The sequence below is a fragment of the Sphingomonas sp. BL-S-30 genome (assembly GCF_055521475.1).
The window spans coordinates 1,479,596-1,503,377 of sequence record NZ_CM145481.1 but is presented as its reverse complement, the minus strand read 5'-3'; the positions used below and the strand labels follow the sequence as shown (position 1 = coordinate 1,503,377).

Here is a 23,782-nt window from a genome sequence, read left to right as displayed (position 1 = left end):
AGATGACGAAACCACCGGAAGCGGTTCGATTCATCATCTTGAATGCCACCAGAACCGGCAGCAATTTCCTGTGCACGGTGCTGAATTCCCACCCGGGCATCCTGTGCCATCACGAAATCTTCAACCCTCATGTGATCGGGGTGGCGCGACACCTGCAGGACAGCGATTTCCGGCTGGGCAGCATGGAGGAGCGGGAACGCGATCCGGTCGAATTCGTCGATCGCGTATGGCGCACCGATCTCGGGCGCGCCGCGGTGGGGTTCAAGATGTGCCTGTGGCAGCACCAGCCGGCCTATGACGCCGTCGTGCCGGACGTGTCGGTGCGCAAAATCATCCTGAAGCGGCGCAACCGGGTGAAGAGCTTCGTGTCGCTGCTGCTGGCGCGGCAGACCGGCGAATGGGTGGTCTATGACGATCGCGGCGCGCCGGCGCCCCGCCCCCAGGTGCATGTCGATCGCGACGCCCTGCTGGAGAATATCGCGCTGCACGAGCGCTTCTATGCCGAGACCGAGCGCGCGCTGTGCGAGTCAGCGCAGGACCATGTGCTGCTCTGGTACGAGGATCTGTTCTCGCCAGACGGGATAGAGCCGGCGCTTGTCTTTCTTGGCGCCCAAGGGCGGCCGGCCCAGCCGGAAGGCCAGACCTGGAAGCTGACGCCGGTTGCGCTGCGGGAAACCATCGCGAATTTCGACGCGCTCAGCGAGGCATTGCGCGGAAGCGATCTCGAAGCGGAACTGCACGAGACGGGACGTTGAGCATCACTCCCCGTTCGTTTCGAGCGAAGTCGAGAAACACTGACGAAGCGCCAAGCCCTGTTTCTCGACTTCGCTCGAAACGAACGGAGGGGGTGATACGGGTGAGTAGTTTCAGAGCGATTCCAGATAGCGCAGGACATGGCCCGCATCGGTTTCCGGCAGGAAGCGTAGCGCCGCCTCGCGGGACGCGTTCGCGCAGCGGCGATATGCGTTGCCGTCCGACAACAGGCTGTCCAGCGCGGCCTGCCACGGCGCGATGTCCTGCGGCGGCGCGACATGGCCCATATCCGTTCGCCGGGCAGGCGCGACCGGCAGAATGAAATCCACCCCGAGCTTGGCCTCGGGCTGCCCGCCGAGATTGCCCGCGAGGACCGGAATGCCGCGCAGCATCGCGTCCAGCGCGACATAGCCGAAGGTTTCCGGCACCAGCGACGGCGCGACCAGAATGCGGGTGGTGCGCAGGACGGCACCGACATCGTCGGCTGGCTCGAGAACCGTCATGTTCGGCAGGCGCAAGAGCTGGTCGCGGACCGCCGCGTCGCCACCCCAGGTCGGCACTGCGGCAAACGGCGTATCCGGAAACAATCCCGCCAGTTCGAGGAAGATCGGAAGCCCCTTGACCAGACAGGGGTTGATCATCGTCACGGTGCCGGAATCCGGTCGCCCGACCGGGTCGAACGGGCCGTCGCCGAATACCGGAAAGTGCAGGACGACCGAGTCCAGGCCACCGAATTCCCGGAGATAGGCCCGGCTATGCTCGCTCACCACGACGATGCTCCGCGCACGGCGCAATCGTTCGTGCTGCGCCGGATCATGGGCCTCGGCCTCGGGACCGAACGGCAGGTGAAAATGGGTATGCACCAGCGCTACCACCCGGTCGGGCGCGCAGGCCAGGGCGAGGTCGAGCAGCATCGCCGGGCGATCATCGGAGACGAGGATCCAGTCGGGCCCGATCCTGCGGATGGTCTCGGCGATGCGCGCCGGCGCCTCGGGACTGCCGAGATCGAGCGCCTCGACGCTCACTCCCTCATGGCGATAGGCCATGCCGCGCGCGCCGGTTTCGACCGCAATGCCGCGTGCCTCCAGCGCTTGCGCGCTGAACCGGTCGGCCAGGACCCGGCGCCCGGCGGGCAGGCGCGACACGGCGTGACAATCGAAGCCGCGCGCCGCGAGCGCCGTCAGCAAGAGACGGTTGGCCTTGTTGCCCCCGCCATAGGACGGGAAATACGCCGCATCCTGCAGCAGGAGTATCGTGGCGCCCATCGCCGCCACTAGGCCTTTCGGCACGCGTCGCGGTCAAGCCGGTTACCTGTCAAAATGGGGGCATCGACTATGCGCCTCGTCCGATCCGCCCGGTAGAGTCGTGCATCGACCTGGGGAGAGACATGTGCGCGACCTGATCTGCGGATTGCTCGGTTCACCGGAAAGCGCTGGTACCGGGACCCCGGCGGGGCGTGCGCGCGACCTCACCGTATCGTGGCTGCGCTGGCATTATTTCGGCGCGATCATCGAGGGTGCCGATCTCGACACGATCCTCACCCGTGCCCGCGAAACGGGCGCCCGCTATTGCCTCGTTCAGGGTTACGGTCATGTCGTCGCCGAGCATGCCGGCCCGAACGGCGGCAAGGCCCGCAGCTTTTTCGACGCGCTGGAGGAATGGACCGGCGACCACGACTTCGTCTTCGCCGGCCTTCCCGGTCGCTGCCTGCTGGTCGACCTCGCCGCCTGGGCGCGGGACGGCGAGCCGGACCTCGACACGGTTGCGGTGCTGCCGTTCGGCCCAGGGCTGGATGGACATCTGATCGACCTGCGGCCCGACCTCGCCAATGCGTCGGGCTTTCTCGGTTTTCTCGACGAGATGTCCGAAAAGGCCGGGCGCGGCGTATTCGTGCTGAATTACGAATCCTATGACGATGTCGCTGAGCCCCCGCCCGGTTTCGCCACGCCCGTGTCGACCCTTTATTGCGTCGCCGCCGGGCTGAAGCCCAACCGAATCCTCGCGACGCACGGCGTGGACGCGGACAGCCAGGTGGTGTTCTTCGATTACAGCAACCAGGCACTGGAGTTCCGGCGCACGCTCGACAGCGAATGGGACGGGCGCGACTATCCGCTTTTCCTGCGCGGCCTGTTCGAGCGGCAGAACGGGGCCCATTATTATCTCTGGCCCGGCGCCTCGCCCGACAACATGGATTGGGCGGAACTCGACCGGCTATGGGCGGCCGAACTGGCGCGCTGGGGCGGCGCGGTCGCTTTCGAGGATCATTGGCGGCAGTTCCGCATATTGAAGCGCGAGTATCTGCTCTGCAACATCCTCGAGGCCGACGTCCTGCTCGCGCGCATCCGCAACGAGCCCGGCGCGCTGATCTGGTGGAGCAATGCCTTTTGCACGATCTTCAGCGCTACTCATTACAGCCTGGACCAGAAGCGCCGCATCTATGAGGACTGGATCGTCCGCCTCGCCGAGACGGCACCGGACATCTTCCTCTACGGTTCGGACCACAGCAACAGCAGCGTCAACGCGATCACCGCGCACGACTATCGCGAGCGCTATTTCGCGCATGGCGGGGATCCGCTCCTGGCGCGCGCCTTCCACCGCCATTCGATCCGGTTCTGAGGCACAAAAAACCCCGCCGCGAACCGAGGGTCGCGGCGGGGCGGATCATTCAGGCGGAGATCAGCGGAACGTCACCGTGTTCGGGAAGACGTGGCTGACGCTGGTGCCTTGCGTGCCGTTGAAGTCGCCATGGCAGCTGAAGCAGTTGGCGGCCGTGGCCTCCGGATCGGGATTGCCCGGTCGGACCTGCTGGAACGTCTCCATCGTCGTGTTCGCGACGAACTGCGACCCGATCAGCTGGTAGCCCGGCTGCGGCGGGATGATGCGGTTGCTCCAGATCGCGCCGACCAGGAAATAATTGGCCAGCGCCTTGCCGGTCGTGCCCGACGCGGCCAGCTTCGGTTGAAGCGATTGCATCAGCGATACCAGCAAGGTGTTGTTGAGCACGGCCGGGTCGGTCGGTGTCGGTGTGGCCGGCTGCTGACTGCCCCAGGGATTGAGGCGTGCGACGCTGGCCGGCGTCAATTTCGCCCCGGCCGAGACGATGCTGACGATGTTGGGGTCTTTGCCGGACGATGCCGTTTCGACGATCACATCGGGCGCGGTGGGAGCCCCTTTCGTGCCGTTGTAGAAAATCGAGGACTGGCTGCTCGTCTGGCTGAAGGTGACGGTGTTGAGGCAGCTCGTGCTCGCCTTGCACGCCTTGGTGGCGGGATCGTAATTCTGGTTGAGATAGGAATAGGTCGCATCGGGGCTGTTGAAGTTCGATTCGAACGTCGCCCAGACCATTTCCGGATGAGAGTTGACCGACCCCACGACGTGCATGCCGACCATCGCCAGGGTCCGCGTGACCATGGTCTCGCCATCCCAGGTCAGCACCAGTTGCCCCTGGGTATTGGTCGATTGGGTAAAGGCCGGGACGTCCGACTTGATCCGGATGAGGCTGCCGGCCTGAGCGGTGGTGAGATAGGCGACATCGACCCAGGCGGTCTTCACTTCGATCGCGAGCTGCTCGAGATTGGGCAGAGTCTTGCCGGAGGCTTTCTGGATCTCCTTCGCCTGGTCGAGCGTGATCGGGAAATTCGTCTTGTTCGGGCCGACCCGATAATAAGGCACCTTGCGCCAATGCTCCTTGAGCGCTGTGAAGACGTCATTTTCCTGGATCGCATAATAGACGACCGGATAGGTCGACATGCCGGGCGCGCTGGGCGCCGCGATCGGCTGTCCATTGACGATCAGCACGCCGCCGCCCGCCTGGCCGGTCGAGTCCGTATCGCCCGCCGGGCCGCCGACCACGTTATTGGTGCTGTTGGCCGATTTGAGCAGCAGCGTCCTGGGCTTGTTGACGCGGACGCGGAACGAGACGTTCGACTTACCCTGGGCATCCACGCCGGTGCTGTTGACCAGCTGGAAAGCACCAGTCGCGGTGTCCTCGACGGCATTATCGAACTTCGGCGAGAACATCAGCAGGTTGCCGCGCGCGTCCTTGGTGGTCAGCCAGAGGAACATCTGCGACGACCATTTGTAGAAAGCGCAATCCGATGAGGGCTGGAAGCTGGAACTGCTCGGCGGGGCGAAATTATTGCCGACCTTCCAGGTGGCGAACTCGGCGCTGCTGACGGCGCATAGCGGCGCCGGGCCGGCGGGCGTCTGGGACTGGACGGATGATTTGGCGGCGATGCCGACAAACAGAAACAGGCCGGCCGATAATAGCCATTTGCTCGGTTTCATTTCGCATGCTCCTTCAGAAATTCAGTGAAATCGGGAACGCTGACAACATCGGTAGATTGCGGTCGAGTCAGGTGGCGCCGACCCGCTGGGTCATCGCGCGATAGACGTTGCGGACGGCGAGATCGGGGACGGACACGAGATAGATTCCCCCGTCATAGGAGGAGGCGATCAGCCCATCGCCGCTGCGCGACAGCGAGCTAATGCCGTTGGCCGCGATGGTCCGGCGGCTGACGCGGCCCGTGCGCAGATCGGCCTTGACCAGCGCGCCCCAATAATCGCCGACGATCACCGTCTCGGCATCCCAGAAGCAGAGCGATTTGGGGGAACGGCGCCCAAGCTCGATCGAATGAGTCAGCCGCGCGTCGGCCAGGTCATAGACGTTCAGCGTGAAATCGCGCGACGCGCTGGCGATCCGGTCGCCCGTGGGAGAGATGTCGACATCGTCGACGATCGCGGTGTGGCCCGGGAAGTGATTGAGGATCTCCCCGTCGAGCGTCCAGGACAGCAGCCCGCCATCGGCGCTGCAGCTCACCCCGATCGCTTCGCTCGGGTGCAGGCGCAGCGCCTTCACCGCGCCGTCGTGCAGCGCATGGGCCTGAACGTCCCGCCCGTCCGGCGAGACCCGAACGATCGCGCCGCTGTAGCAGGCAGCGAACAGCGCGCCTTCATGGCCCGGACACTGCGCCACCCGGATCGAATTGATCGGCCCCTGCCCCAGCGCCACCGCGGCCACGCTTTCCAGCCCGGCACCGAAGATGTGCAGCTTGTGGTCGTGCGAGCCTGCGATCACCCGGTCAGCGCCGGGATCGCGGGTCACCGCGTTCATCAGCCGGCGCCCGCCGGGCGGGGCGGTACGCGCAACGAGGCTGGCCTCCCGATCGGTCAGGCGGATCAGCCGCACCATCCCGTCATCGGCGACCAGCGCAATACTTCCGTCCGATGTCGCGGAAGCTTCGTTGAAACAGGCATTGCCCTGGTCACCCGGCGCGCCGCCGATTTCGCACAGGATCCGGCCTGACGCCGCATCCCATTGCACGACGGTGCCGTCGAAGGTGCCGGCAAGGATCGTGCTGCCGTCCGGCGACCAGCCGAAGGACCGTTCCCATTTCGCCGCATGATTTTCCAGATCGACTCGCGGCGTAAAGGACGCCGCATCCCAGACCCTGATCACCTGATCATAGGCGCAGGACAGGATGTCGCCATTGACCGGCGAGACCGCGACTTTCTTGATCCCCGATCCGTGCGCCTCGATCGAGGCCAGGGCCGTGCCCTCACGGGCATCGAAGACGCGGATGACGCCGTCGTCGCAGCCCAGCACCACGCGGCCGTTGAGCATGTCGATGGCGCAGGTGTCGGTTTCGGTCTCGAACGGGCCCCAGGTGCGGATGAGCGCGCCGGTGGCGAGATCCCATTGGCGCAGCGTCATGTCGTCGCCCGACGAATAGATCAGCCCGTCGCGGCAGGCGACCGACAGCACGTCCTTCTCATGCCCCTCGATCGTCCGGCGGATGGCGCCAGTGACGAGATCCCACACGATGATCCGCCGGTCGCGCGAGGCGGAAACGCCGGTCGACTCATCGACAAAGGCAAAACCTTCCACATCGTCGCTATGCCCGCGCAGCACGAGCGCCAGTTTCCGCGCCGCCAGGTCCCAGATATAGATATCGTAATCCGAGGAGGACGAAGCCGCCCAGGCGCCGTCCTCGCTCACCGTCACATGATTGGCGAGATGGCGGTGATAGCCGAGCAGCTCGGCCGTTCCGGCTTCGAGATCGAACAGGCTGACCGCGCCGTCATAGGCGACGGCGATCGCGGCAGCGCGGCCCGGAATGGCGGCAACCGAGGTGACCGGCCCGCGGTGGCGGGTGAAGCCATCGGCTGCGATCGGGGCGATGTTGGCGTTGAGCATCGGCGGCGTTCCTACGGCGTGAAATCGTGGTGATGGAGTTCGGGCATGTCGCGCCGGTAGAGATCGTCGAGCAGCGTGGTTCCGCGCAGGGCGCCGGCGAGGTCGTCGAAATTCTCCACCACGGCGCCCAGATCGGCGGGGCCGCGTTTGTGGCTGGCGGCCGACAGCGGCGACGGTGCCGCTATCCCGAGAAAGGAAAGCACGCCGGCCATTTCGCCGGGATCGCCCAGCGCCTCATAATGCGTCTCGCGCCATGTCTGTCCGGACGCGCGGAGCGAATCCACGATCGCGGCATAATAGGCCGCGTTCAGGGCGCTATGCCGGATCAGGTCGCCCGGCTCGACATGCACCACCGGCAGCGCCGGGTCGGCCGGCGCGTCATAGCTCTCCCAGATTCCGGTCAGCTTCGCGATCTCTTCGGACACATAGGTCCGCACCCGGTTGCGCCGCCTGAGCAGGATCTTGCGCACCGACGGGTCGCGCAGGAGGATGTCCACCGCATCGCCATTCTCGTCCCGGTTCATCTTGAAGCCGATCGCCCGGGCATCCCCGCCCGAGGCCCAGACCGACGCGATGAAACCCGCCGGGTCGCGATCCCGCGCCGCCACGCCGCCCGGAAAAGCGCCGTCCAGCTGCCAGTCCCGCGCCCAGTGAAGCCCGCCCGGATTGAACAGGCCGTGATGACACAGGACATCGGGATGGGCGTTCAACAGGCTGCACAGCAGGTTGCTGCCCGTCCGGGGCGCGGCGAAGATGACGAACCGGACCGGCTGGCCGGGCATCACCGCGCCGCCCCCGCCGCGAGCGCAACCTCCACCACCCCGGATTCGAGCAGGAAACCTTCGCCAAAGGCGCTCGCCCGAAACTCGACGGGCAACACGCCAAGCGTGTCACGAGCACCGCGATCGGCGCCCTCCGCCGTGCCCGCGCGGACATAGATCGTCACCCGGTCGGCAAATCCCTGATTGAAGAAGGACCGCAACAATGTCGGCCCGCCCTCGACCAGCAGGCTTTCGATGCCGTGATCATAAAGCGAGGTCAGCGGCCCATGCAGATCATGACCGTTCATCGCCAGCGCGACCGCGCTTGGATCGACATGGTCGTGCGAGCTGACCACGAAAGCCGGGGCGCCGGGATGCGACATTGCACAGGGTTGCGACCCGGCGAAGATGACCCGGTTCGGTTGCCGGCGCGGCTCTCGTCCCAGCTTTTCCGGTCGCACCGTCAGGCGGGGCCGATCGATGTTCCAGGTCCTGCCACCGACCGCAATGGCATCGTAGCGCTCGCGCAGGATGTGCACGCGGTGCCAGTCGGCGCCACAGGAAATATTCCCGGAGATTCCCTGTGGCTGACGAACGCTGCGCACGTCCTCCGTGGCGAAGTTGATATGGATGAAGGGCCGCCGCATTCACTTCTCCAGCGCCTCTCCCCCCTGACCATCGTTGTCCACGACAATTGCATGTCGCAGAAACCAGGGCATCGCGCCGGCGCTGAATAGCATGGGAAGAACAGTGAGAAAGAAGTGTTACAACCATTTATAGTGGAACTTGCCGCACTGCACACAGAACATTGATTTCGCAGCTTCTCGGTGTTTACCACCATTCATGTGACATCTTGTCTGGACTTTTTATTTCACGTTTTGCAGTAGCCATATCCTATCATAATAGTATGGATTAGACTATCGCGCCTTGCATGGAGTCACACGTCAGCAGAGGCGCTGATCCGATCGCACGAACGCGGTTTGGCCGTTTTGCGGCCGAATTTTTCTGCACCTGTTATGTTTGATTCGGCGCGCGGATTTATCGTTCCGATCGAACACTTTAGGCACCGCCACCTGTTATTCGCCGAACAGGTGGGAACAGGTGGGATTGCCGGCGAAACAGGCAGCGCTTGATTCAAATCATCGGCGCGATCGGGTTTGAAGGTGGTGGGATCAACCATGGCTGGAACGATGACATGACCAGGCAGAGATTTGAATCGAGGGTCGAGACGAGGGACGACAGCGACGCGCGGCCAACGCAGCGTGTTCGGGGGCGGTTCGCCAAGGGCAGTTCCGGCAACCCCGCTGGGCGTCCTTCCGGACGGCGCGCGACCGGCGCGCCAGGCGACCGCCTGCCCGGATCGGATCAGCCGACGCGTGCGATGATCCTCGAGGAGGCCTATCGCCTGGTGAGACTCGGCGAAGGAGACGCCGCAATCGAGCTGCCGGCGCATCGGGCGGTCTTCCGATCGCTCACCGAGGCGGTGATGAAAGGCAACCAGGCGGCATTGCGGCGCTGGACTCAAATGGTGCAGCAGGCCGAGAACGACCAGATGCGACCAGCTCGCGCTCTACAATCTGATGGAGCGGGCGCCTTATGGGCGTGAGCCCGAGGCTTCCTATGAGGACGACATCCTGGTCGATTCGCGCTCCGGGCGGGTGATAATCAGAGGCGGGTATGGTGAGGAGGGAGGTGGCGTGAAATAGCGGCGATCAGCCTTGGCTCCGGCCACTAATCCAGGTCGCCAGCGTACGGCCCTCCGAATCGAGCGCGACGAGATCGGCGGCATATCCCGCCGCGATCCGGCCATGGGTTCGATCGAGGCGCAGGAACCGCGCAGGATTGCGCCCGGCCATGGTCAGCGCCTGGGCCTGGGATACGCCCAGCATCGTCTCCGCATTGCGCACGGCCTGGGCCATATCGAGGTCCGAACCGGCAAGCGTGCCGTCCTCATTGACGCAGACTCCGTCGACCACCTCGACCCGGTGCCCCTGCAGCACGAAGCTCTTGTCGGTCTGGCCGACGCTCGGCATCGCATCGGTGACGAGCATGATGCGGTCGCGCTTCGCATTCACCGCCACGCGCATCGTCGCGGGATGGACGTGCCGCCCGTCGACGATCAGCCCGCACCAGCTTTCCCGATCCTCGAGCGCCGCGCCGACCGCGCCGGGCTCACGCGAGGCGAGCGGCGACATCGCGTTGAACAGATGGGTGAAGCCGGTCATCCCTGCGTCCAGGGCCCCGCGGATCGCGTCATAGCTGCCGTCGGTATGGCCTGCCGCGACGATCACGCCCGCCTGCGCAAGCCGCGCGATCATCGCCGGATTGGTCTTTTCCGGCGCGAGCGTGACGAGGGTGACACCGTTCTTCAGGCCAGTGACCGCGGCAAAGCCGTTATCGTCCAGGGTGATGATCTTGTCGGGATCATGGATGCCCTTGCGCTCCACATTGAGGAACGGCCCCTCGATATGAATGCCGAGCACGCCCGGCACGCCGCGCGCGATCGCGTCGTCCACCGCGGCCACGCCAGCGCGCACCGTAGCGAGATCGTCGCTGATCAGGGTCGGCAGGAAACCCGTCGTGCCGAAACGCCGGTGCGCTGCGCCGATCGTCGCGATCGTCTCGACCGTCGGCGCATCGTTGAACAGCACGCCCCCGCCGCCATTGACCTGCGTGTCGATCAGCCCCGGTGCCAACACCGCGCCGTTCAGGTCGCGCCGTTCGGCCGACGCGGGGATATCGCGATCCGCGATGACCGCCGCGATCAGGCCGTCTTCGATGAGCACGGCCATGCCGCCGACCAGCGCGTCGTCGATCAACATGCGGCAGTTGAAAAGGGCAGTGGCCATCAGACGGTTTCGGTCACTTTGCGCAGATGGGGCGGCGAATCGGGATCGAACCCCCGGCGCACCGATAGCGCGTTGACCGCGCGGTAGAAGGACTGGATCTGCAGCATCGGCTGGATCGCGGGTGCCGCGTCAAGCGTCGGCAGCGCGACCGCGCCTGGAATGCTGCCGCCCGCACAATAGACCGTACCGCCCTGCCCCAGCGCCGCGCGCACCAGATCGTCGACGCCCGGCGCGGTCTCGTCGTCCTGGCGGAACACCAGCACGGGAAAGTCGGGGCCGATCAGTGCCATCGGTCCATGGCGCACTTCGGCAGCACTGAACGCCTCGGCATGAAGCCCGCAGGTCTCCTTGAACTTCAGCGCCGCTTCCTGCGCGACCCCAAGACCGAGGCCGCGCCCGATCACATACAGACCCCGCGCATCGGCCAGCCCGTCGACCAGCGGCGTCCAGTGCGCCTGCCAGGACTCGGCGAGCACGGCCGGCGCTGCGTCGAGCGCCTCTGACAGTGCAGCGTCTTCAGCCCATGCCGCGACCAGCCCGACGATCGCCGCCAGCGAGGCGATATAGCTCTTGGTCGCCGCCACGCTCTTCTCCGCCCCGGCGTGGAGCGGCAGCGGCGCATCGGCCAGCGCCGCGAGTGGCGAGGTGGCGTCGTTGACCATCGCCGCCAGATAAGCGCCGCCGGCCTTGCCTGCCTCGACCATGCTCAGCAGGTCGGGGCTGCGGCCGGATTGCGAAATCGCCAGCAGCAAGGTGCCGTCGAGCTGCGCCGCGGCATGATAGACCGAGGACACCGACGGCGCGGCCGAGCTGACGGGCACGCCGATCACCGTCTCGATCAGATATTTGGCGAAGGTCGCGGCGTGATCCGAAGAGCCGCGCGCGCAGGTCGATACCGCGCGCGGCGGCGCGGCGCGCAGCCGCGCGGCAAGCGCGTCGACTGCTCCACGATTGGCTGCGCGCTGGCGCATAACCACCGCCGCCGCATCGGCCGCCTCGGCGAACATCAAGGTCGATTCGGGCGCGATGCTCATGCCAGCGCGTTCAGCTCAGCAACGAAGTCATAGGCGTCACCCCGGTACCAGCTATGCGTCATCTCGATCGCGCGGCCGTCCTCCAGGAAACCGCGACGCTCGATGAACAGTCCCGGCGCGCCGGCCTCGATACCGAGTAGCGCCGCCTGGTCCTTGTCGAACAGCACCGCCCGCAAGCGCTGCAGCGCGCGCACAGGACGGTGCCCCGCCCCTTCGAGCGCTTCGTAAAGCGACACGCCGACCACATCGAGCCCGGGCAGGCCGAAACCCGGCACGGTCGAATATTCCAGCGCCATGGGCTGGTCGTCGGCGTAGCGGATGCGGTGGAAGCGGAACACGCGCGATCCGGGGCTGAGACCCAGGGTCAGCGACTCGTCCGAATTCACCGTGCTCTCGGTCTGCATGATCCATTCGCTGCGCGCGGTGCGGCCGCGCGCCGCCATGTCCTCGGAAAAGGAGGTGAGCTTCGAGAATTGCTTCTCGACTCGTCCGCCGACGAAGGTGCCCGCGCCCTGGCGCCGGGTGAGCATGCCGTCCGCGACCAGCCCGTCGACCGCCTTGCGCACCGTGATGCGCGAGATGCCGAATTCCTTGGCGATATCGCGCTCGGGCGGCAGCGCTTCCTGCGGCCGCAGCGACCCGGTCTCGATCCCGCGGCGCAGGGCATCCTGCATCTGCTGGTACAGCGGCGCCCGCGCATTGCCGTCAAGCGACCCGATCTTGTCGGCCAGATTGGTCATTCGCGCATCCCCGCTCCTGCTCGCCAGCCGTTGCCGACCCAACCTCTATAAGACCAATCAAATACCATTTTCCACAACAAAATTGCACCAACGTGACTGGACTTGCAAAAATCCTGCTTGACGCTGTCATTGGTATGACACATGTTTCACAAATTGGTATGTGATTGGTAATCAATTGGCATGCCAACAGGGACAAGAAGGGGAGAACGGCAATGACCGCAATACGACTTCTGGCTGCATCCGTGAGTTCGTTAGCATTGGCCGCCACCGCGCAGGCCCAGAGCACCGTCGCCGCCAACAACGTGCCATCCGGCCCGGCCCAGTCCGCGGAGGGAGATTCGGGCGAAAGCGACATCGTCGTCACCGGCATCCGCCAGTCGCTCCGCCTCTCGATCGACGCGAAGCGCGACTCGAGCGTCATCGCCGACGTGCTGTCGGCCGAGGACATCGGCAAATTCCCCGACAAGAACGTCGCCGAGGCGCTGCAGCGCGTGCCCGGCGTGGTGATCAACCGCGAATTCGGCGAAGGCGAACGCGTCTCGCTGCGCGGCACCGCGCCGAACCTGACCAAGACGCTGGTCAACGGCCATGCCATCGCCACCGCCGACTGGTTCATCCTCGAACAGCTCGCGGCGACGCGCAGCTTCAACTACCTCACCTTGCCCGCCGAGATCGTCGGCCAGCTCGACGTCTACAAATCGGGCCAGGCGGACGTCGAGGAAGGCGGCATCGGCGGCACGATCAATGTGCATACCCGCAACCCGCTCGACCTGAAGGCCTTCACCGTTTCCGCGTCGGTCCAGGGCGTCTATTCGGACAAGCGCGGTTCGTTCGATCCGCAGGTCTCCGGCCTGTTCAGCTGGAAGAACGACGCGGATACCTTCGGCATCCTGATCGGCGGCGTCTATCAGAAGCGCGACATCCGCCGCGACGGCATCGAAGTGCTCGGCTATCAGCCGGTCACCGTCGGCGGCCAGACCGCGCAGATCCCGTCGCTGATCGGCTCGGCGCTGTTCCAGCAGGAGCGCGAGCGCTACGGCGGCAACATCGCTCTGCAGTTCCGCCCGTCGGACGATCTCGAGCTCAACATCACCGGGCTCTATTCGAAGTTCAACGCCAACAATTTCAACCAGAATTACCTCGCCTGGGGCTCCAAGGCACTGGGCGACGGCGGCACGCTGAGCAATGCGACCGTACGCAACGGCACCGTCGTGTCGGGCACCGTCACGTCGCTGCCGGGCAGCCGCGCGGCGGTCTATGACGCGATCGACCGCCAGGCCTTCGCCAAGACCTATTCGGCCGATGCCGACCTGGTGTGGCATCCGACCGATGCGTCCACGCTGCACCTCAAGGCCGGCTACACCAAGGCGAACGGCAACACGGAATCGCAGCCCTTCTACGAGGGCGCGGCGCCCGGCGCCTTCACCTTCGACATCGGCGGCAAGGTGCCGCAGGTCAAGTTCACCGGCATCGACCCGACCCAGCCGAGCAATCTCATCCTGGACTTCGCCTCGCTCCACAAGATCACCAACACCGACGAAGAGAAGTATTTCTACGTCGATTACGAGCATGAGGTGGACTGGGGCCCGCTCCACGCGCTGAAATTCGGCGGCAAGTTCACTGACCATGACCGCGTTACCCGCTTCCTCGCGACGACCTACGGCGCCTTCTATCTCAATCTGGTCGGCGCGAACGGATGCGGCAGCCACGCCTGCAGCTCGGTCGATTTCGCCGGTGGCCCGACGCCCGACGATTTCCTCGACGGCGTCGCCCTGCCCGGCACGCTCACCAACTTCTTCCAGGTCGATCGCAAGAAGCTGCAGACCATCCTCAACAACCTGCCGGCCTCGGCACGCGAGCGCATCCTCAACCCGCCGGAGAATTACTCGATCAACGAGAAGACCTATGGCGGCTATGCCATGGCGAAGCTGGGCGGCAAGGAAGACGGCTGGAGCGCCAATTTCGGCCTGCGCATCGTGCGCACGGACCAGGATTCGCTCGGCAACCTGCTCGGCGTGCCGGCCTCGACGCCGGGTGCGGTGACCACCAATGCGTTCGGCGTCTATGTGCCGGTAGAGGTCAAGCGCAGCTATACCGACTTCCTGCCCAGCGCGAATTTGAGCGTCAACGTCACCCCCGACGTCATCGTGCGCTTCGCCGCGAGCCGCAGCGTCGCCCGGCCCGACTACACCGACATCGTCCCGCGCGTGTCGCTCAACCCCGGCTCGCTGACCGGCGACGGCGGCGATCCTCGCGTCGATCCGTACCGCTCGAACAATTACGACCTGTCGATCGAATGGTATCCGGATCACGACACGATCGTGGCGGCCGCGCTCTACTATAAGGACATCCAGTCCTACATCGTGAACCGCACGGTGCAGGAAGTGTATCCGGTGCAGAACGCGACCAACCCGAACGCCTCGCGCTGCACGGTCGCGTCCAACTCGACGCCCGCCAATCCGCTGTTCAACTGCGCGTTCGACATCAACCGTCGATCGAACGGCGCGGGCGGCACCAACAAGGGCGCCGAGTTCCAGATCTCGCGGCCGATCGCCTATGGCTTCGGGGCAATCATCAACTACACCTATTCCGATGCGAAATCGGAAACGGGCGATCCGATCCCCGGCAATTCGAAGCACGCGCTGAACCTGACCGGCTATTACGAGAACGACTTCGCCTCGTTCCGCCTGTCCTACAACTACCGGTCGTCCTTCTTCATCAACATCGACCGGGCAGCGCCGCTCAACCAGAAGGCGACTCAGTCGCTCGACGCCTCGGCGAGCTTCAAGGTGACCGAGAACATCTCGCTCACCGCCGATGCGGTCAATCTGACCAACAGCAAGATCGAGCAATATTCCGGCACCGAAGACCGGTTCCGCGCGATCTACGACAATGGCCGGCAGTTCTACGTCGGCGCGCGCCTGCGCTTCTGATAGGCATTGCGGGCCGGGGGATTCTCCGGCCCGCGTCCCTTTGTACAAGGACCTGTCCGTGCCGCGCATGATCCAGTTCCTCGGCAAGTCACTCCCGGCGCTCGCCGGGAGTTTCTTATGGGCGACGCCGCTTTCGGCTCAGGCGCTGCTCCCCGCCCCGCAATCGATGAAAGTCGCCGAGGGCGGCTTCACCCTGACCCCGGCAACGGGCATCGCTGTTCCTCCCGGCGATGCCGGCGCCCGCAACGCCGCGGCGCGGCTCGGCGAATTGCTCCTCCGCACCGGCGGGCCGAAGCTCGCGGTGGCCGCCGGCGGCAAGATCCGCTTCGAACGCGTGACCGGTCTTCCCGCCGAGGGCTATCGCCTGACCACATCCGCCTCGGGCGCCACGATCAGCGCGAGCGACGATGCCGGCCTGCTCTATGGCGCCGTCACGCTGTGGCAACTCGCTCGCGCCGGGGAGACCAGCCCCTTCATTCCCGCCGTCTCGATCGACGATGCGCCGCGCTTCAAATGGCGTGGGCTGATGCTCGACAGCGCGCGGCATTTCCAGTCGCCCGCGTTCGTGAAGCGGCTGATCGACGCGATGGCGGCGAACAAGCTCAACACGCTTCACTGGCATCTGGTCGACGATCAGGGCTGGCGAATCCCGATCCCCAAATATCCGCGCCTGACCAGCGTCAGTGCGTGGCGCCGCCCGGCCACCGCGCCCGGTGCGCCTGCCCTGCCCGTCATCGGCGGTTTCTACACGCACGAGCAAATCCGCGATATCGTCGCCTATGCCGCCGCGCGCGGCATCACCATCGTGCCCGAGATCGAGATGCCGGGCCATGCGCTGAGCGCGATCCGCGCTTATCCGCGGCTCGGCATGGGCGTTCCCATCCCGGCCGGCACGGAAAGCGACTGGGGCGTGTTCCCCTGGCTCTACAACAGCGACGAGGCGACCTTCACCTTCCTGCAGGACGTGCTCGACGACGTGATGGCGCTGTTCCCGTCGCGCTACATCCATGTCGGCGGCGACGAGGCGGTGAAGCAGCAATGGGCCGCTTCGCCCGCGATCCAGGCGAAGATGAAGGCGCTCGGCATCACCTCCGAGGACAAATTGCAAAGCTGGTTCATCCAGCGCATCGGCCGCTATCTCGCCGCGCATGACCGGCGGCTGATCGGCTGGGACGAAATCCTCGACGGCGGCATCATGCCGAATGCGACGGTGATGTCGTGGCGCGGGCTCGACGGCGCGGTCGCCGCGGCCAAGGCTGGGCATGATGCCGTGCTGAGCCCGGCGCCGACGCTCTATCTCGACAATCGCCAGGGCGTCAGCGCCGCGGAGGGCACCGGGCGCGGCAATCTCATCACGCTCGCGACCGTCTATGGGTTCGATCCGGCCCCCGCCTCGATCCCGGCGGAGCAGCAGCGCCATATCCTTGGCCTGCAGGGTAATATCTGGGCCGAGCATCTGCGCAACGAGTCCCTGGTCGCGGCGGCCGCCTTCCCGCGCGGGGCGGCGATCGCCGAACTGGGCTGGTCGAGCGGGAAGCGCGATTTCGGCGATTTCGTCCGCCGCCTCGCGCCGCAGATGCAGCGCCTGAGCAGGCTCGGCATCGAGCCGAGTGCGGCGGTGTATCGCCCGGTGGCGCGGCTCGCGCCGGACGGCGATGGCGCGAAGGTGATCCTCACCGGTCAGTCGGACCTGCCGGTTCGCTATACCATCGACGGCACTCTCCCCGGCCCCGCATCGCCGCTTTATGCCGGACCGGTGACGCTGAAGATGCCAGCCCGCCTGCGCGCCGCGACCATGCTGGGCGGTGCAGCGCTGCCGGGTGCGATCGACCTGAACCTCACCGCCGCATCGGTCCGCCGGCGCGACGACACGCAGCTCAAGCTCTGCTCGCAGGGCATTGCGTTGCGGCTGGCCGACGACGCGCCGGCCAGGGAGCCACGCGCCGCGCTGATGATCGATGTCGCCAATCCGTGCTGGATCTACGACGCCGCGCCGATGGATGGCGTGCGATCGATCGCCGTCTCGGTCGGGCAGGTGCCGTTCAATTTCCAGATCGGCGCGGACAAGGACAAGATCACATTTCGCCCGCCCGCGACCCCCGCCGGCGAGATCGAGATACGCGACGGCTGCGACGGCCCGCGTGTCGCGACCCTGCCGCTGGCGCCCGCCGCGCACCGACCTGGGATCACGCTGCTGACCACCCCGATCGCGCCGCTCAGGGGCAATCACGACCTGTGCATCACCTATACCGCCAGGGGCGTGAACCCGCTCTGGGCGGTGAGCGCCGTGCAGCTGGTGACCGCTCCGTGATCGTCCGCCTGCACGCGCCCATGGCCGGCTGGGCGCTCGATCTGGCGCAGGTGCCCGATCCGGTCTTTGCCGAGCGCATGATGGGCGAAGGCTTTGCGATCGATCCGCTCGAAGGCGTGATCCGCGCGCCCTGCGACGCGACCGTCATCGCGGTCGCCCCGACCCGCCATTCCGTCACCCTGAAGCTCGCCAATGGCGCCGAACTGCTCATCCATGTCGGGCTGGAAACCGTCGCGCTGGCGGGAGACGGCTTCACCGCCAGAGTCCGCGACGGCGAGACGGTGACGCTCGGCCAGGTGCTGCTGGAGGTCGATCTCGACCCGGTCGCCGCCCGCGCCAAAAGTCTGATCACGCCGATCACCATCATCAGCGAGGGCTTTGCCGTCACGCTCCACGGCCTCGACGCTCGCGTAAAGGCCGGCGATCCTCTCGCCGATATCGCACCGCTCGCTACCGACAAGGTCGCAACCGACCTCGGCGAGGATACCGCCCGCTGCACGATCCGCGTGCTGCTTCCCAACGGCATCCATGCCCGCCCCGCAGCCCGCATCGTCGCGGCACTCAAGCCGTTCACGGCCGAGGTAACGCTCTCCGCGCACGGCAAGACCGCCAATGCGCGCAGCATCGTTGCGCTGCTGTCGGCGGGCATCCGCCATGACGACGACATCGAGATCGCCGGACGCGGCCCCGATGCCCGCGCCGCCATCGCCGCCGTCGCCACCCTGATCGAGCAGGGCATAAGCGAGGAAGCGCACCAGCCCGTCACCCCCGTCGCAGCGCCTGCAGCCGATGGCCTGATCCACGGCGTCCGCGCCGCGCCCGGCCTTGCCATTGGCCCGATTTTCCAGTTCCGTCCTGCCGATATCACCGTGCCCGAGCAGGGTGACGGCGCGGCTGTCGAGGGTGCTGCGCTTACCGCCGCTCGAACACGGTTGCTGGCCACCGCCGCGAATGGCCATGGTGCCGGCGCGGACATCGCCGCCGCGCACCGCGCCCTGATCGAGGACCCCGAACTGCTCGCCGCCGCGCAGGGCCTGATCGCGCAAGGCAAGAGCGCGGCGTTCGCCTGGCGCGGGGCGATCCGCGGCCATGCCGAGGCGATCCGCGCGACCGGCGACCGCTTGCTGATCGAACGCATCGCCGACCTGAAGGATATCGAGCGCCAGATGATCGCGCTGCTCGTCGGCGCCGATACCGCGATGCCGACGCCACCGCGCGGCGCGATCTTGGTCACTGACGAACTGCTCCCCTCGCATTTCGCCGCGCTGACCGATGCGGGCGTTGCCGGCATCTGCACCGCTTATGGTGGGCCAACCGCGCACGCCGCGATCCTCGCCGCCTCTGCGGGCATTCCGATGATCGTCGCAGCCGGATCAGCCGTCCTCGATCTCGATGACGGCCGCGAGGTCGTGCTCGATGCCGACTGCGCCACCCTCGATCCAGCACCGGAACCTGCCGCTCGCGATGCAGCCACCACTCGGCTGCTCCGCCAGCGCGACCGTGCTGCCACCGAAACCGCAACGGCGCGGGAATTATGCGTCATGACCGACGGGACCCGCATCGAGATCTTCGCCAACCTCGCGACCAGCGCTGAGGCGGCCCCGGCGGTAGCGCTCGGCGCTGAGGGCTGCGGTCTGCTACGCACGGAATTCCTCTTCCATGACCGCAGTTCAGCCCCTGGGGAAGAGGAGCAGCGGGTCGCCTATGCTGCCGTCGCTGAAGGGCTCGCCGGCAGGCCGTTGATCGTGCGCACGCTCGACATCGGTGGCGACAAGCCGGTCGCCTATCTGCCCCTTCTCCACGAGGAGAATCCGGCGCTCGGCGCGCGCGGTATTCGTTTCTCCCTCGCCAATCCCGGCCTGCTCGCGGTCCAGTTTCGCGCGATCCTGCGCGGCGTGCCGGCGGCGCAATGCCGCATCATGCTGCCGATGGTGGTCGATGCGGGCGAGCTCGCCGCTGCCCGTGTGATCCTCGATCAGGTGCGCGCCGATCTCGGGATCGACGAACCCGTCCCGCTCGGCGTGATGGTCGAAACACCCGCCGCCGCTTTGCTCGCCGACAGCCTGGCCCGCGATGCCGACTTCCTCTCGATCGGCAGCAACGACCTGACTCAATATGCGCTGGCCGCCGATCGCGGCAATCCGGCGGTGGCGGCGATGGTCGATGCGCTTCACCCCGCCGTGCTGCACCTCATCGCCCGCGCCGCCGAAGGCGCGAGCAAGCACGGCCGCTGGCTCGGTGTCTGCGGCGGCATCGCTTCCGATCCGGCCGCCGCGCCGATCCTGATCGGCCTCGGCGTCACCGAGCTTTCGGCAACGCCCGCCGCCATCCCCGCACTGAAGGCGGCGGTCCGCACGCTCGACATGCCCACCTGCCGAGCGCTCGCGGCAAAGGCCCTGTCGATGTCTACCGCCGGCGCGGTGCGCACGCTGCTGGAAGGAGCCGAATGATGCGCCTGCGGATCGACGCCCTCCAGCCGCTCGGCCGTGCGCTGATGCTGCCGATCGCGGTGCTGCCGGTGGCAGGCCTGTTGCTGCGTCTCGGCCAGCCTGACATGTTCGACATCGCCTTCATCGCCGCCGCGGGCGAGGCGATCTTCTCCAATCTCGGGCTGATCTTCGCGATCGGCGTCGCGGTCGGCCTGGCGCGCGAGAACAACGGCGCGGCGGGCCTTGCCGGCGCGGTCGCCTTCCTCGTCACCGTCGAGGGCGGGAAGGCGCTGCTTTTCGTCCCACCCGACGTCACCGCCGCCTTTGCCGATCAGGCCGCACGCGATCTTGCTACCGCCGCTTGGAAGGCGAAGGAACTGGGCAAGCTCAGCGTGCCCGCCGGCATCCTTTCCGGGCTGGTCTCGGGCTGGCTGTACAACCGCTATTCCGGGATCCGGCTGCCCGACTATCTCGCCTTTTTCGGCGGCCGGCGTTTCGTGCCGATCGCGGCAGGCTTTGCCGGGCTGATCGGCGCAGCGCTGTTCGGCCTCGGCTTCCCCGCGCTCGAAACCGCGATCGACACGCTCAGCCGCTGGGTGGTCAACGCCGGGCCCATCGGCCTGTTCATCTACGGCACACTGAACAGGCTCCTCATCGTCACCGGCCTCCACCATATCCTCAACAACATCGCCTGGTTCATCCTCGGCGATTTCCATGGCGCGACCGGCGACCTGAAACGCTATTTCGCGGGCGATCCGAGCGCGGGCGCCTTCATGAGCGGCTTTTTCCCGGTGATGATGTTCGGCCTGCCCGCCGCCTGCCTCGCCATGTACCGCTCTGCCCTGCCCGAGCGGCGCAAGGCGGTTGGCGGCATGCTGCTCAGCCTCGCGCTCACCTCGCTGCTGACCGGCGTCACCGAGCCGATCGAGTTCACCTTCATGTTCCTCGCGCCGCTGCTTTACGCGGTGCATGCGGTGCTGACCGGCCTGTCGATGGTCATCATGGACGCGCTGGGCGTCAGGCTCGGCTTCGGCTTTTCGGCGGGGCTGTTCGACTATGTGCTCAACTATGGCCTGGCGACCCGGCCGCTGCTGCTGCTGCCGGTCGGCGCGGCCTATTTCGCCATCTATTATTTCGCTTTCCGCTTCTGCATCGTCCGCTTCGACCTGAAGACACCCGGGCGTGAGGTGGAGACGGACAAACCCGCCGGTTCCGGCGCCACGGGCGATCAGGCGGCCGGGCTGGTGCTTGCCTTGGGCGGGGCCGCCAACCTCCAGTCGATCGATGCCTGCACGACGCGCCTGCGGCTGATCCTCATCGACCCGGCCAAAGTCGACGAAGCCGCGCTCAAGGCACTCGGCGCGCGCGGTGTGGTGCGTCCTGGCGGCAATGCGCTTCAGGTGGTGCTCGGCCCGATCGCCGACCGCGTTGCCGGGGAGATGCGCGCACTGGGCAAGACCACCCCCGTCCCCGAGGCAAAGGACGACATCTGGCTGGCCGCACTAGGTGGCCGGCAGAATGTGCTGGAGATCGCGGTGAACACCGGACGGATGCGGGCGCGCCTGGCCGACATGGCGGCGATCGATTCCGCGGCGCTCGACAAGGCCGCGCCGCGGGGCTGGAGCGAGGTCTCGCCCGGCATCGTCCACGCCCTCATCTGAGCGCTCGCGAAAAAAGTTGCGGATTTTTCATTACCGCCCGTCTATCACGGTGCCGGCGATGAAGAATCGCACGTCGAAACGAGGAACCACCGGACCGTGCAGGGCATGTCGGCAGTGACGAAGAAAGCAGCGGCCTCCGCCCTGTCTTCGCACGCCCGAATGCCTGGCGTCCCCGCTCGCGCCTCGATCCGACTTATTATCCGGACCCGAATTACGACCGGGCAGATCTCCGCGATCTGACCCCAAAGGTCACAGGCGCTGGCGCGGGACGCATCCGCCACGCCGACTTACATAATTCAGTGTTTTCCGAAAGCTTCATCATGGACTTTTCCCATGCGCGCGACGCGCATCCGCCCGAGCAGGTCGTTCGCCTGCAGGATTCCGCCAGCGGCCTTGACGGTGTCATCGCCCTTCATTCCACGCATCTCGGCCCAGCCGCCGGTGGCTGCCGTTTATGGACCTATCCCGACTTCAACCACGCCACCCAGGACGCGCTCCGCCTCGCCGAGGGCATGAGCTACAAGAACGCGCTGGCCGGCCTGCCGCTCGGTGGCGGCAAGGCAGTGCTGCGTCGCCCCGAGGGCGATTTCGATCGCGCCGCGCTGTTCCGTGCCTTTGGCGAAGCAGTCGAGGAACTTGGCGGCCGCTATGTCACCGCCGAGGATGTCGGCACCACCGTCGGCGACATGGCCGAAGTAGCGCGGCAGACGCGCCATGTTGCGGGCCTGCCGCCGCAGGGCGGACGACCCGGCGGCGACCCATCGCCATGGACGGCGCTCGGCGTGTTCCGTGCGATGCAGGCGGCGGCGGAGCATCGGCTCGAACGCCCGATCGGCGACTGCACCGTCGCGATCCAGGGACTCGGATCGGTCGGCGCGGCGCTCGCCTATCTGCTCCATGATGCGGGGGCGAAGCTGATCGTGGCCGAACCGCGCTCCGCCGTGGTCGCCGAAGTCGCGACGCGTACCGGCGCCGATGTCGCCTCGCTGAGTGGCGTGCTGGAGGCGCGGTGCGACATCTTCGCGCCCTGTGCTCTTGGCGGCGTGCTCAATGCGCGCAGCATCCCGAAGCTGCGCGCCGCCGTGGTCTGCGGCGCCGCCAACAACCAGCTTGGGAGCGAGGAAGACGGCGCGGCTTTGGCCGAGCGCGGCGTGCTCTACGCCCCGGATTATGTCGTCAACGCCGGCGGGATCATCAATGTCTGCGCCGAATATCTCGGCTGGGACAGCGACGAGGTCGCGGCGCGGATCGATGCGATCCCGGGCCGCCTCCACCAGGTCTGGGCCGATGCCGAGCACGGCGGCATCGCCGTCAACCTCGCCGCCGACCGCCTGGCGCGCGCGACGATCGCGCGCGGCCGCACCCCGGCGATGGCGCTATTATGAGGGAGCTCAAGCGCCCCGTCGCGCGCTATCGGGTTCATGGCACCGATGATCCCGAGCTGGTCCCGCGCGTCTTCGGCCAGTTCGCGCGGCGCGGGCTCGTGCCCGCCTTCGCGCTGATTCGCCGTTCCGCCGGACTGGTCAGGATGCAGATCGAGGCCGATGTCGCCGATCCCCATCTCGCGCGCATTCTGGAGGAGACCTTGCGCTCCCAGTTCCTGATCAGGGAAGTAACGCTCGATTATGGGGATTCGGGATAGCGGCATGATCAGGAACGCGATCGAAGCGGATATAGGCACCCTCGCCCGCTTGTGGTTCCACGGCTGGCAGGACGGCCATGCCGCCGTGGTGCCGGCCGACCTGGCGCGGCTGCGTACGCTCGAGAGCTTCCACGAACGGCTCGTGGAAGCGCTCGACCGCGTACGGGTCTGCGTGCGCGACGGGACGCTGCTCGGCTTCTCGATGCTGAAGGACGGCGAGCTCTATCAATTCTATGTCTCGGCCGAGGCGCGCGGCAGCGATGTCGCGCCCTCGCTGATGGCGGATGCGGTGGAGCGACTGCGCGCGAACGGTGTCGCAGTCGCGTGGCTCGCCTGTGCGATCGGCAATGATAGGGCGGCGCGCTTCTACGAGAAATCGGGCTGGCATCGCGCCTGCGTCTTCACCAGCGAGTTGTCCACGCCGGACGGCATCTTCCGCCTCGATGTCTGGCGCTACGAAATCCGCCTCTGAC

18 protein-coding genes are annotated in these 23,782 nt (G+C 66.5%); 10 read left to right on the top strand and 8 right to left on the bottom strand.

The annotated features are described in order from the left end of the window. Positions 1 to 2 precede the first annotated feature (2 nt). The gene (locus tag ACZ1I5_RS07010) at positions 3 to 755 is read left to right on the top strand and encodes a hypothetical protein (protein ID WP_465172989.1); all 753 of its coding nucleotides are present in this window, start codon (positions 3 to 5) and stop codon (positions 753 to 755) included. A 111-nt stretch (positions 756 to 866) separates the two neighbouring features. Here ACZ1I5_RS07010 and ACZ1I5_RS07005 read toward each other — a convergent pair whose 3' ends face one another. Then, positions 867 to 2,042, bottom strand: coding sequence for a glycosyltransferase family 4 protein (locus ACZ1I5_RS07005; protein WP_465172988.1), 1,176 nt, complete (start codon positions 2,040 to 2,042; stop codon positions 867 to 869). 100 nt (positions 2,043 to 2,142) lie between these two features. Here ACZ1I5_RS07005 and ACZ1I5_RS07000 point away from each other — a divergent pair, with 100 nt between their 5' ends. After that, positions 2,143 to 3,369: a hypothetical protein gene (locus tag ACZ1I5_RS07000; protein ID WP_465172987.1), complete on the top strand. Its 1,227-nt coding sequence runs from the start codon at positions 2,143 to 2,145 to the stop codon at positions 3,367 to 3,369. Positions 3,370 to 3,429: 60 nt separating this feature from the next. Here ACZ1I5_RS07000 and ACZ1I5_RS06995 read toward each other — a convergent pair whose 3' ends face one another. The 4 genes from ACZ1I5_RS06995 to ACZ1I5_RS06980 form a co-directional block, all read right to left on the bottom strand. Next, on the bottom strand, positions 3,430 to 5,040 hold the full coding sequence (locus ACZ1I5_RS06995) for a hypothetical protein (protein WP_465172986.1): 1,611 nt from the start codon (positions 5,038 to 5,040) through the stop codon (positions 3,430 to 3,432). Between the two features lie 67 nt (positions 5,041 to 5,107). Continuing rightward, on the bottom strand, positions 5,108 to 6,949 hold the full coding sequence (locus ACZ1I5_RS06990) for a WD40 repeat domain-containing protein (RefSeq protein WP_465172985.1): 1,842 nt from the start codon (positions 6,947 to 6,949) through the stop codon (positions 5,108 to 5,110). 11 nt (positions 6,950 to 6,960) lie between these two features. Further along, entirely contained in the window at positions 6,961 to 7,731 is a 771-nt protein-coding gene (locus ACZ1I5_RS06985) for a hypothetical protein (RefSeq protein WP_465172984.1), read from the bottom strand. After that, positions 7,731 to 8,357 carry a RibD family protein gene (locus ACZ1I5_RS06980; RefSeq protein WP_465172983.1) on the bottom strand — a complete coding sequence of 209 codons (627 nt, stop codon included), beginning with the start codon at positions 8,355 to 8,357 and terminating at the stop codon, positions 7,731 to 7,733. The genes ACZ1I5_RS06985 and ACZ1I5_RS06980 overlap by 1 nt, the downstream gene beginning before the upstream one ends. A 482-nt stretch (positions 8,358 to 8,839) precedes the next feature. Between ACZ1I5_RS06980 and ACZ1I5_RS06975 the strand changes: the two genes are divergently transcribed. Continuing rightward, complete coding sequence (locus ACZ1I5_RS06975; RefSeq protein WP_465172982.1) at positions 8,840 to 9,316, top strand: DUF5681 domain-containing protein; 477 nt, start codon at positions 8,840 to 8,842, stop codon at positions 9,314 to 9,316. 106 nt (positions 9,317 to 9,422) lie between these two features. Here ACZ1I5_RS06975 and nagA read toward each other — a convergent pair whose 3' ends face one another. From nagA to ACZ1I5_RS06960, 3 genes are read right to left on the bottom strand one after another with little or no spacing between them, the layout of a single operon-like run. Further along, positions 9,423 to 10,559: an N-acetylglucosamine-6-phosphate deacetylase gene (nagA, locus tag ACZ1I5_RS06970; protein WP_465172981.1), complete on the bottom strand. Its 1,137-nt coding sequence runs from the start codon at positions 10,557 to 10,559 to the stop codon at positions 9,423 to 9,425. Next, positions 10,559 to 11,593: an SIS domain-containing protein gene (locus tag ACZ1I5_RS06965; protein ID WP_465172980.1), complete on the bottom strand. Its 1,035-nt coding sequence runs from the start codon at positions 11,591 to 11,593 to the stop codon at positions 10,559 to 10,561. Before ACZ1I5_RS06965 ends, nagA begins: the two co-directional genes overlap by 1 nt. Continuing rightward, positions 11,590 to 12,333 carry a GntR family transcriptional regulator gene (locus ACZ1I5_RS06960; protein WP_465172979.1) on the bottom strand — a complete coding sequence of 248 codons (744 nt, stop codon included), beginning with the start codon at positions 12,331 to 12,333 and terminating at the stop codon, positions 11,590 to 11,592. Before ACZ1I5_RS06960 ends, ACZ1I5_RS06965 begins: the two co-directional genes overlap by 4 nt. Positions 12,334 to 12,590: 257 nt before the next feature. On the opposite strand from ACZ1I5_RS06960, the gene ACZ1I5_RS06955 reads away from it, so the two are divergent. From ACZ1I5_RS06955 to ACZ1I5_RS06925, 7 genes are all read left to right on the top strand, one after another. Beyond that, on the top strand, positions 12,591 to 15,266 hold the full coding sequence (locus ACZ1I5_RS06955; protein WP_465172978.1) for a TonB-dependent receptor: 2,676 nt from the start codon (positions 12,591 to 12,593) through the stop codon (positions 15,264 to 15,266). A 67-nt stretch (positions 15,267 to 15,333) separates the two neighbouring features. Continuing rightward, positions 15,334 to 17,577 (top strand): family 20 glycosylhydrolase, encoded by a 2,244-nt coding sequence (locus ACZ1I5_RS06950; RefSeq protein WP_465173911.1) that lies wholly within the window; start codon positions 15,334 to 15,336, stop codon positions 17,575 to 17,577. Next, complete coding sequence (ptsP, locus tag ACZ1I5_RS06945; RefSeq protein ID WP_465172976.1) at positions 17,574 to 20,027, top strand: phosphoenolpyruvate--protein phosphotransferase; 2,454 nt, start codon at positions 17,574 to 17,576, stop codon at positions 20,025 to 20,027. The genes ACZ1I5_RS06950 and ptsP overlap by 4 nt, the downstream gene beginning before the upstream one ends. Further along, positions 20,027 to 21,667 carry an N-acetylglucosamine-specific PTS transporter subunit IIBC gene (gene nagE / locus ACZ1I5_RS06940; RefSeq protein WP_465172975.1) on the top strand — a complete coding sequence of 547 codons (1,641 nt, stop codon included), beginning with the start codon at positions 20,027 to 20,029 and terminating at the stop codon, positions 21,665 to 21,667. Before ptsP ends, nagE begins: the two co-directional genes overlap by 1 nt. Before the next feature lie 320 nt (positions 21,668 to 21,987). Beyond that, the gene (locus tag ACZ1I5_RS06935) at positions 21,988 to 23,052 is read left to right on the top strand and encodes a Glu/Leu/Phe/Val family dehydrogenase (protein WP_465172974.1); all 1,065 of its coding nucleotides are present in this window, start codon (positions 21,988 to 21,990) and stop codon (positions 23,050 to 23,052) included. Beyond that, entirely contained in the window at positions 23,049 to 23,309 is a 261-nt protein-coding gene (locus tag ACZ1I5_RS06930) for a hypothetical protein (protein WP_465172973.1), read from the top strand. Before ACZ1I5_RS06935 ends, ACZ1I5_RS06930 begins: the two co-directional genes overlap by 4 nt. Positions 23,310 to 23,313: 4 nt before the next feature. After that, positions 23,314 to 23,781 (top strand): GNAT family N-acetyltransferase, encoded by a 468-nt coding sequence (locus ACZ1I5_RS06925; RefSeq protein WP_465172972.1) that lies wholly within the window; start codon positions 23,314 to 23,316, stop codon positions 23,779 to 23,781. Position 23,782 lies beyond the last annotated feature (1 nt).

What these genes read in the sequence shown, in the direction of transcription:
- ACZ1I5_RS06960 (WP_465172979.1), bottom strand. Translation starts at nt 12,333, where the DNA reads ATGACCAATCTGGCCGACAAGATCGGGTCGCTTGACGGCAATGCGCGG.
- ACZ1I5_RS06995 (WP_465172986.1), bottom strand. Translation starts at nt 5,040, where the DNA reads ATGAAACCGAGCAAATGGCTATTATCGGCCGGCCTGTTTCTGTTTGTC.
- ACZ1I5_RS06935 (WP_465172974.1), top strand. Translation starts at nt 21,988, where the DNA reads ATGGACTTTTCCCATGCGCGCGACGCGCATCCGCCCGAGCAGGTCGTT.
- ACZ1I5_RS06930 (WP_465172973.1), top strand. Translation starts at nt 23,049, where the DNA reads ATGAGGGAGCTCAAGCGCCCCGTCGCGCGCTATCGGGTTCATGGCACC.
- ACZ1I5_RS06985 (WP_465172984.1), bottom strand. Translation starts at nt 7,731, where the DNA reads ATGCCCGGCCAGCCGGTCCGGTTCGTCATCTTCGCCGCGCCCCGGACG.
- ACZ1I5_RS06965 (WP_465172980.1), bottom strand. Translation starts at nt 11,593, where the DNA reads ATGAGCATCGCGCCCGAATCGACCTTGATGTTCGCCGAGGCGGCCGAT.
- nagA (WP_465172981.1), bottom strand. Translation starts at nt 10,559, where the DNA reads ATGGCCACTGCCCTTTTCAACTGCCGCATGTTGATCGACGACGCGCTG.
- ACZ1I5_RS06980 (WP_465172983.1), bottom strand. Translation starts at nt 8,357, where the DNA reads ATGCGGCGGCCCTTCATCCATATCAACTTCGCCACGGAGGACGTGCGC.
- ACZ1I5_RS07010 (WP_465172989.1), top strand. Translation starts at nt 3, where the DNA reads ATGACGAAACCACCGGAAGCGGTTCGATTCATCATCTTGAATGCCACC.
- nagE (WP_465172975.1), top strand. Translation starts at nt 20,027, where the DNA reads ATGCGCCTGCGGATCGACGCCCTCCAGCCGCTCGGCCGTGCGCTGATG.
- ACZ1I5_RS06990 (WP_465172985.1), bottom strand. Translation starts at nt 6,949, where the DNA reads ATGCTCAACGCCAACATCGCCCCGATCGCAGCCGATGGCTTCACCCGC.
- ACZ1I5_RS06950 (WP_465173911.1), top strand. Translation starts at nt 15,334, where the DNA reads ATGATCCAGTTCCTCGGCAAGTCACTCCCGGCGCTCGCCGGGAGTTTC.
- ACZ1I5_RS06925 (WP_465172972.1), top strand. Translation starts at nt 23,314, where the DNA reads ATGATCAGGAACGCGATCGAAGCGGATATAGGCACCCTCGCCCGCTTG.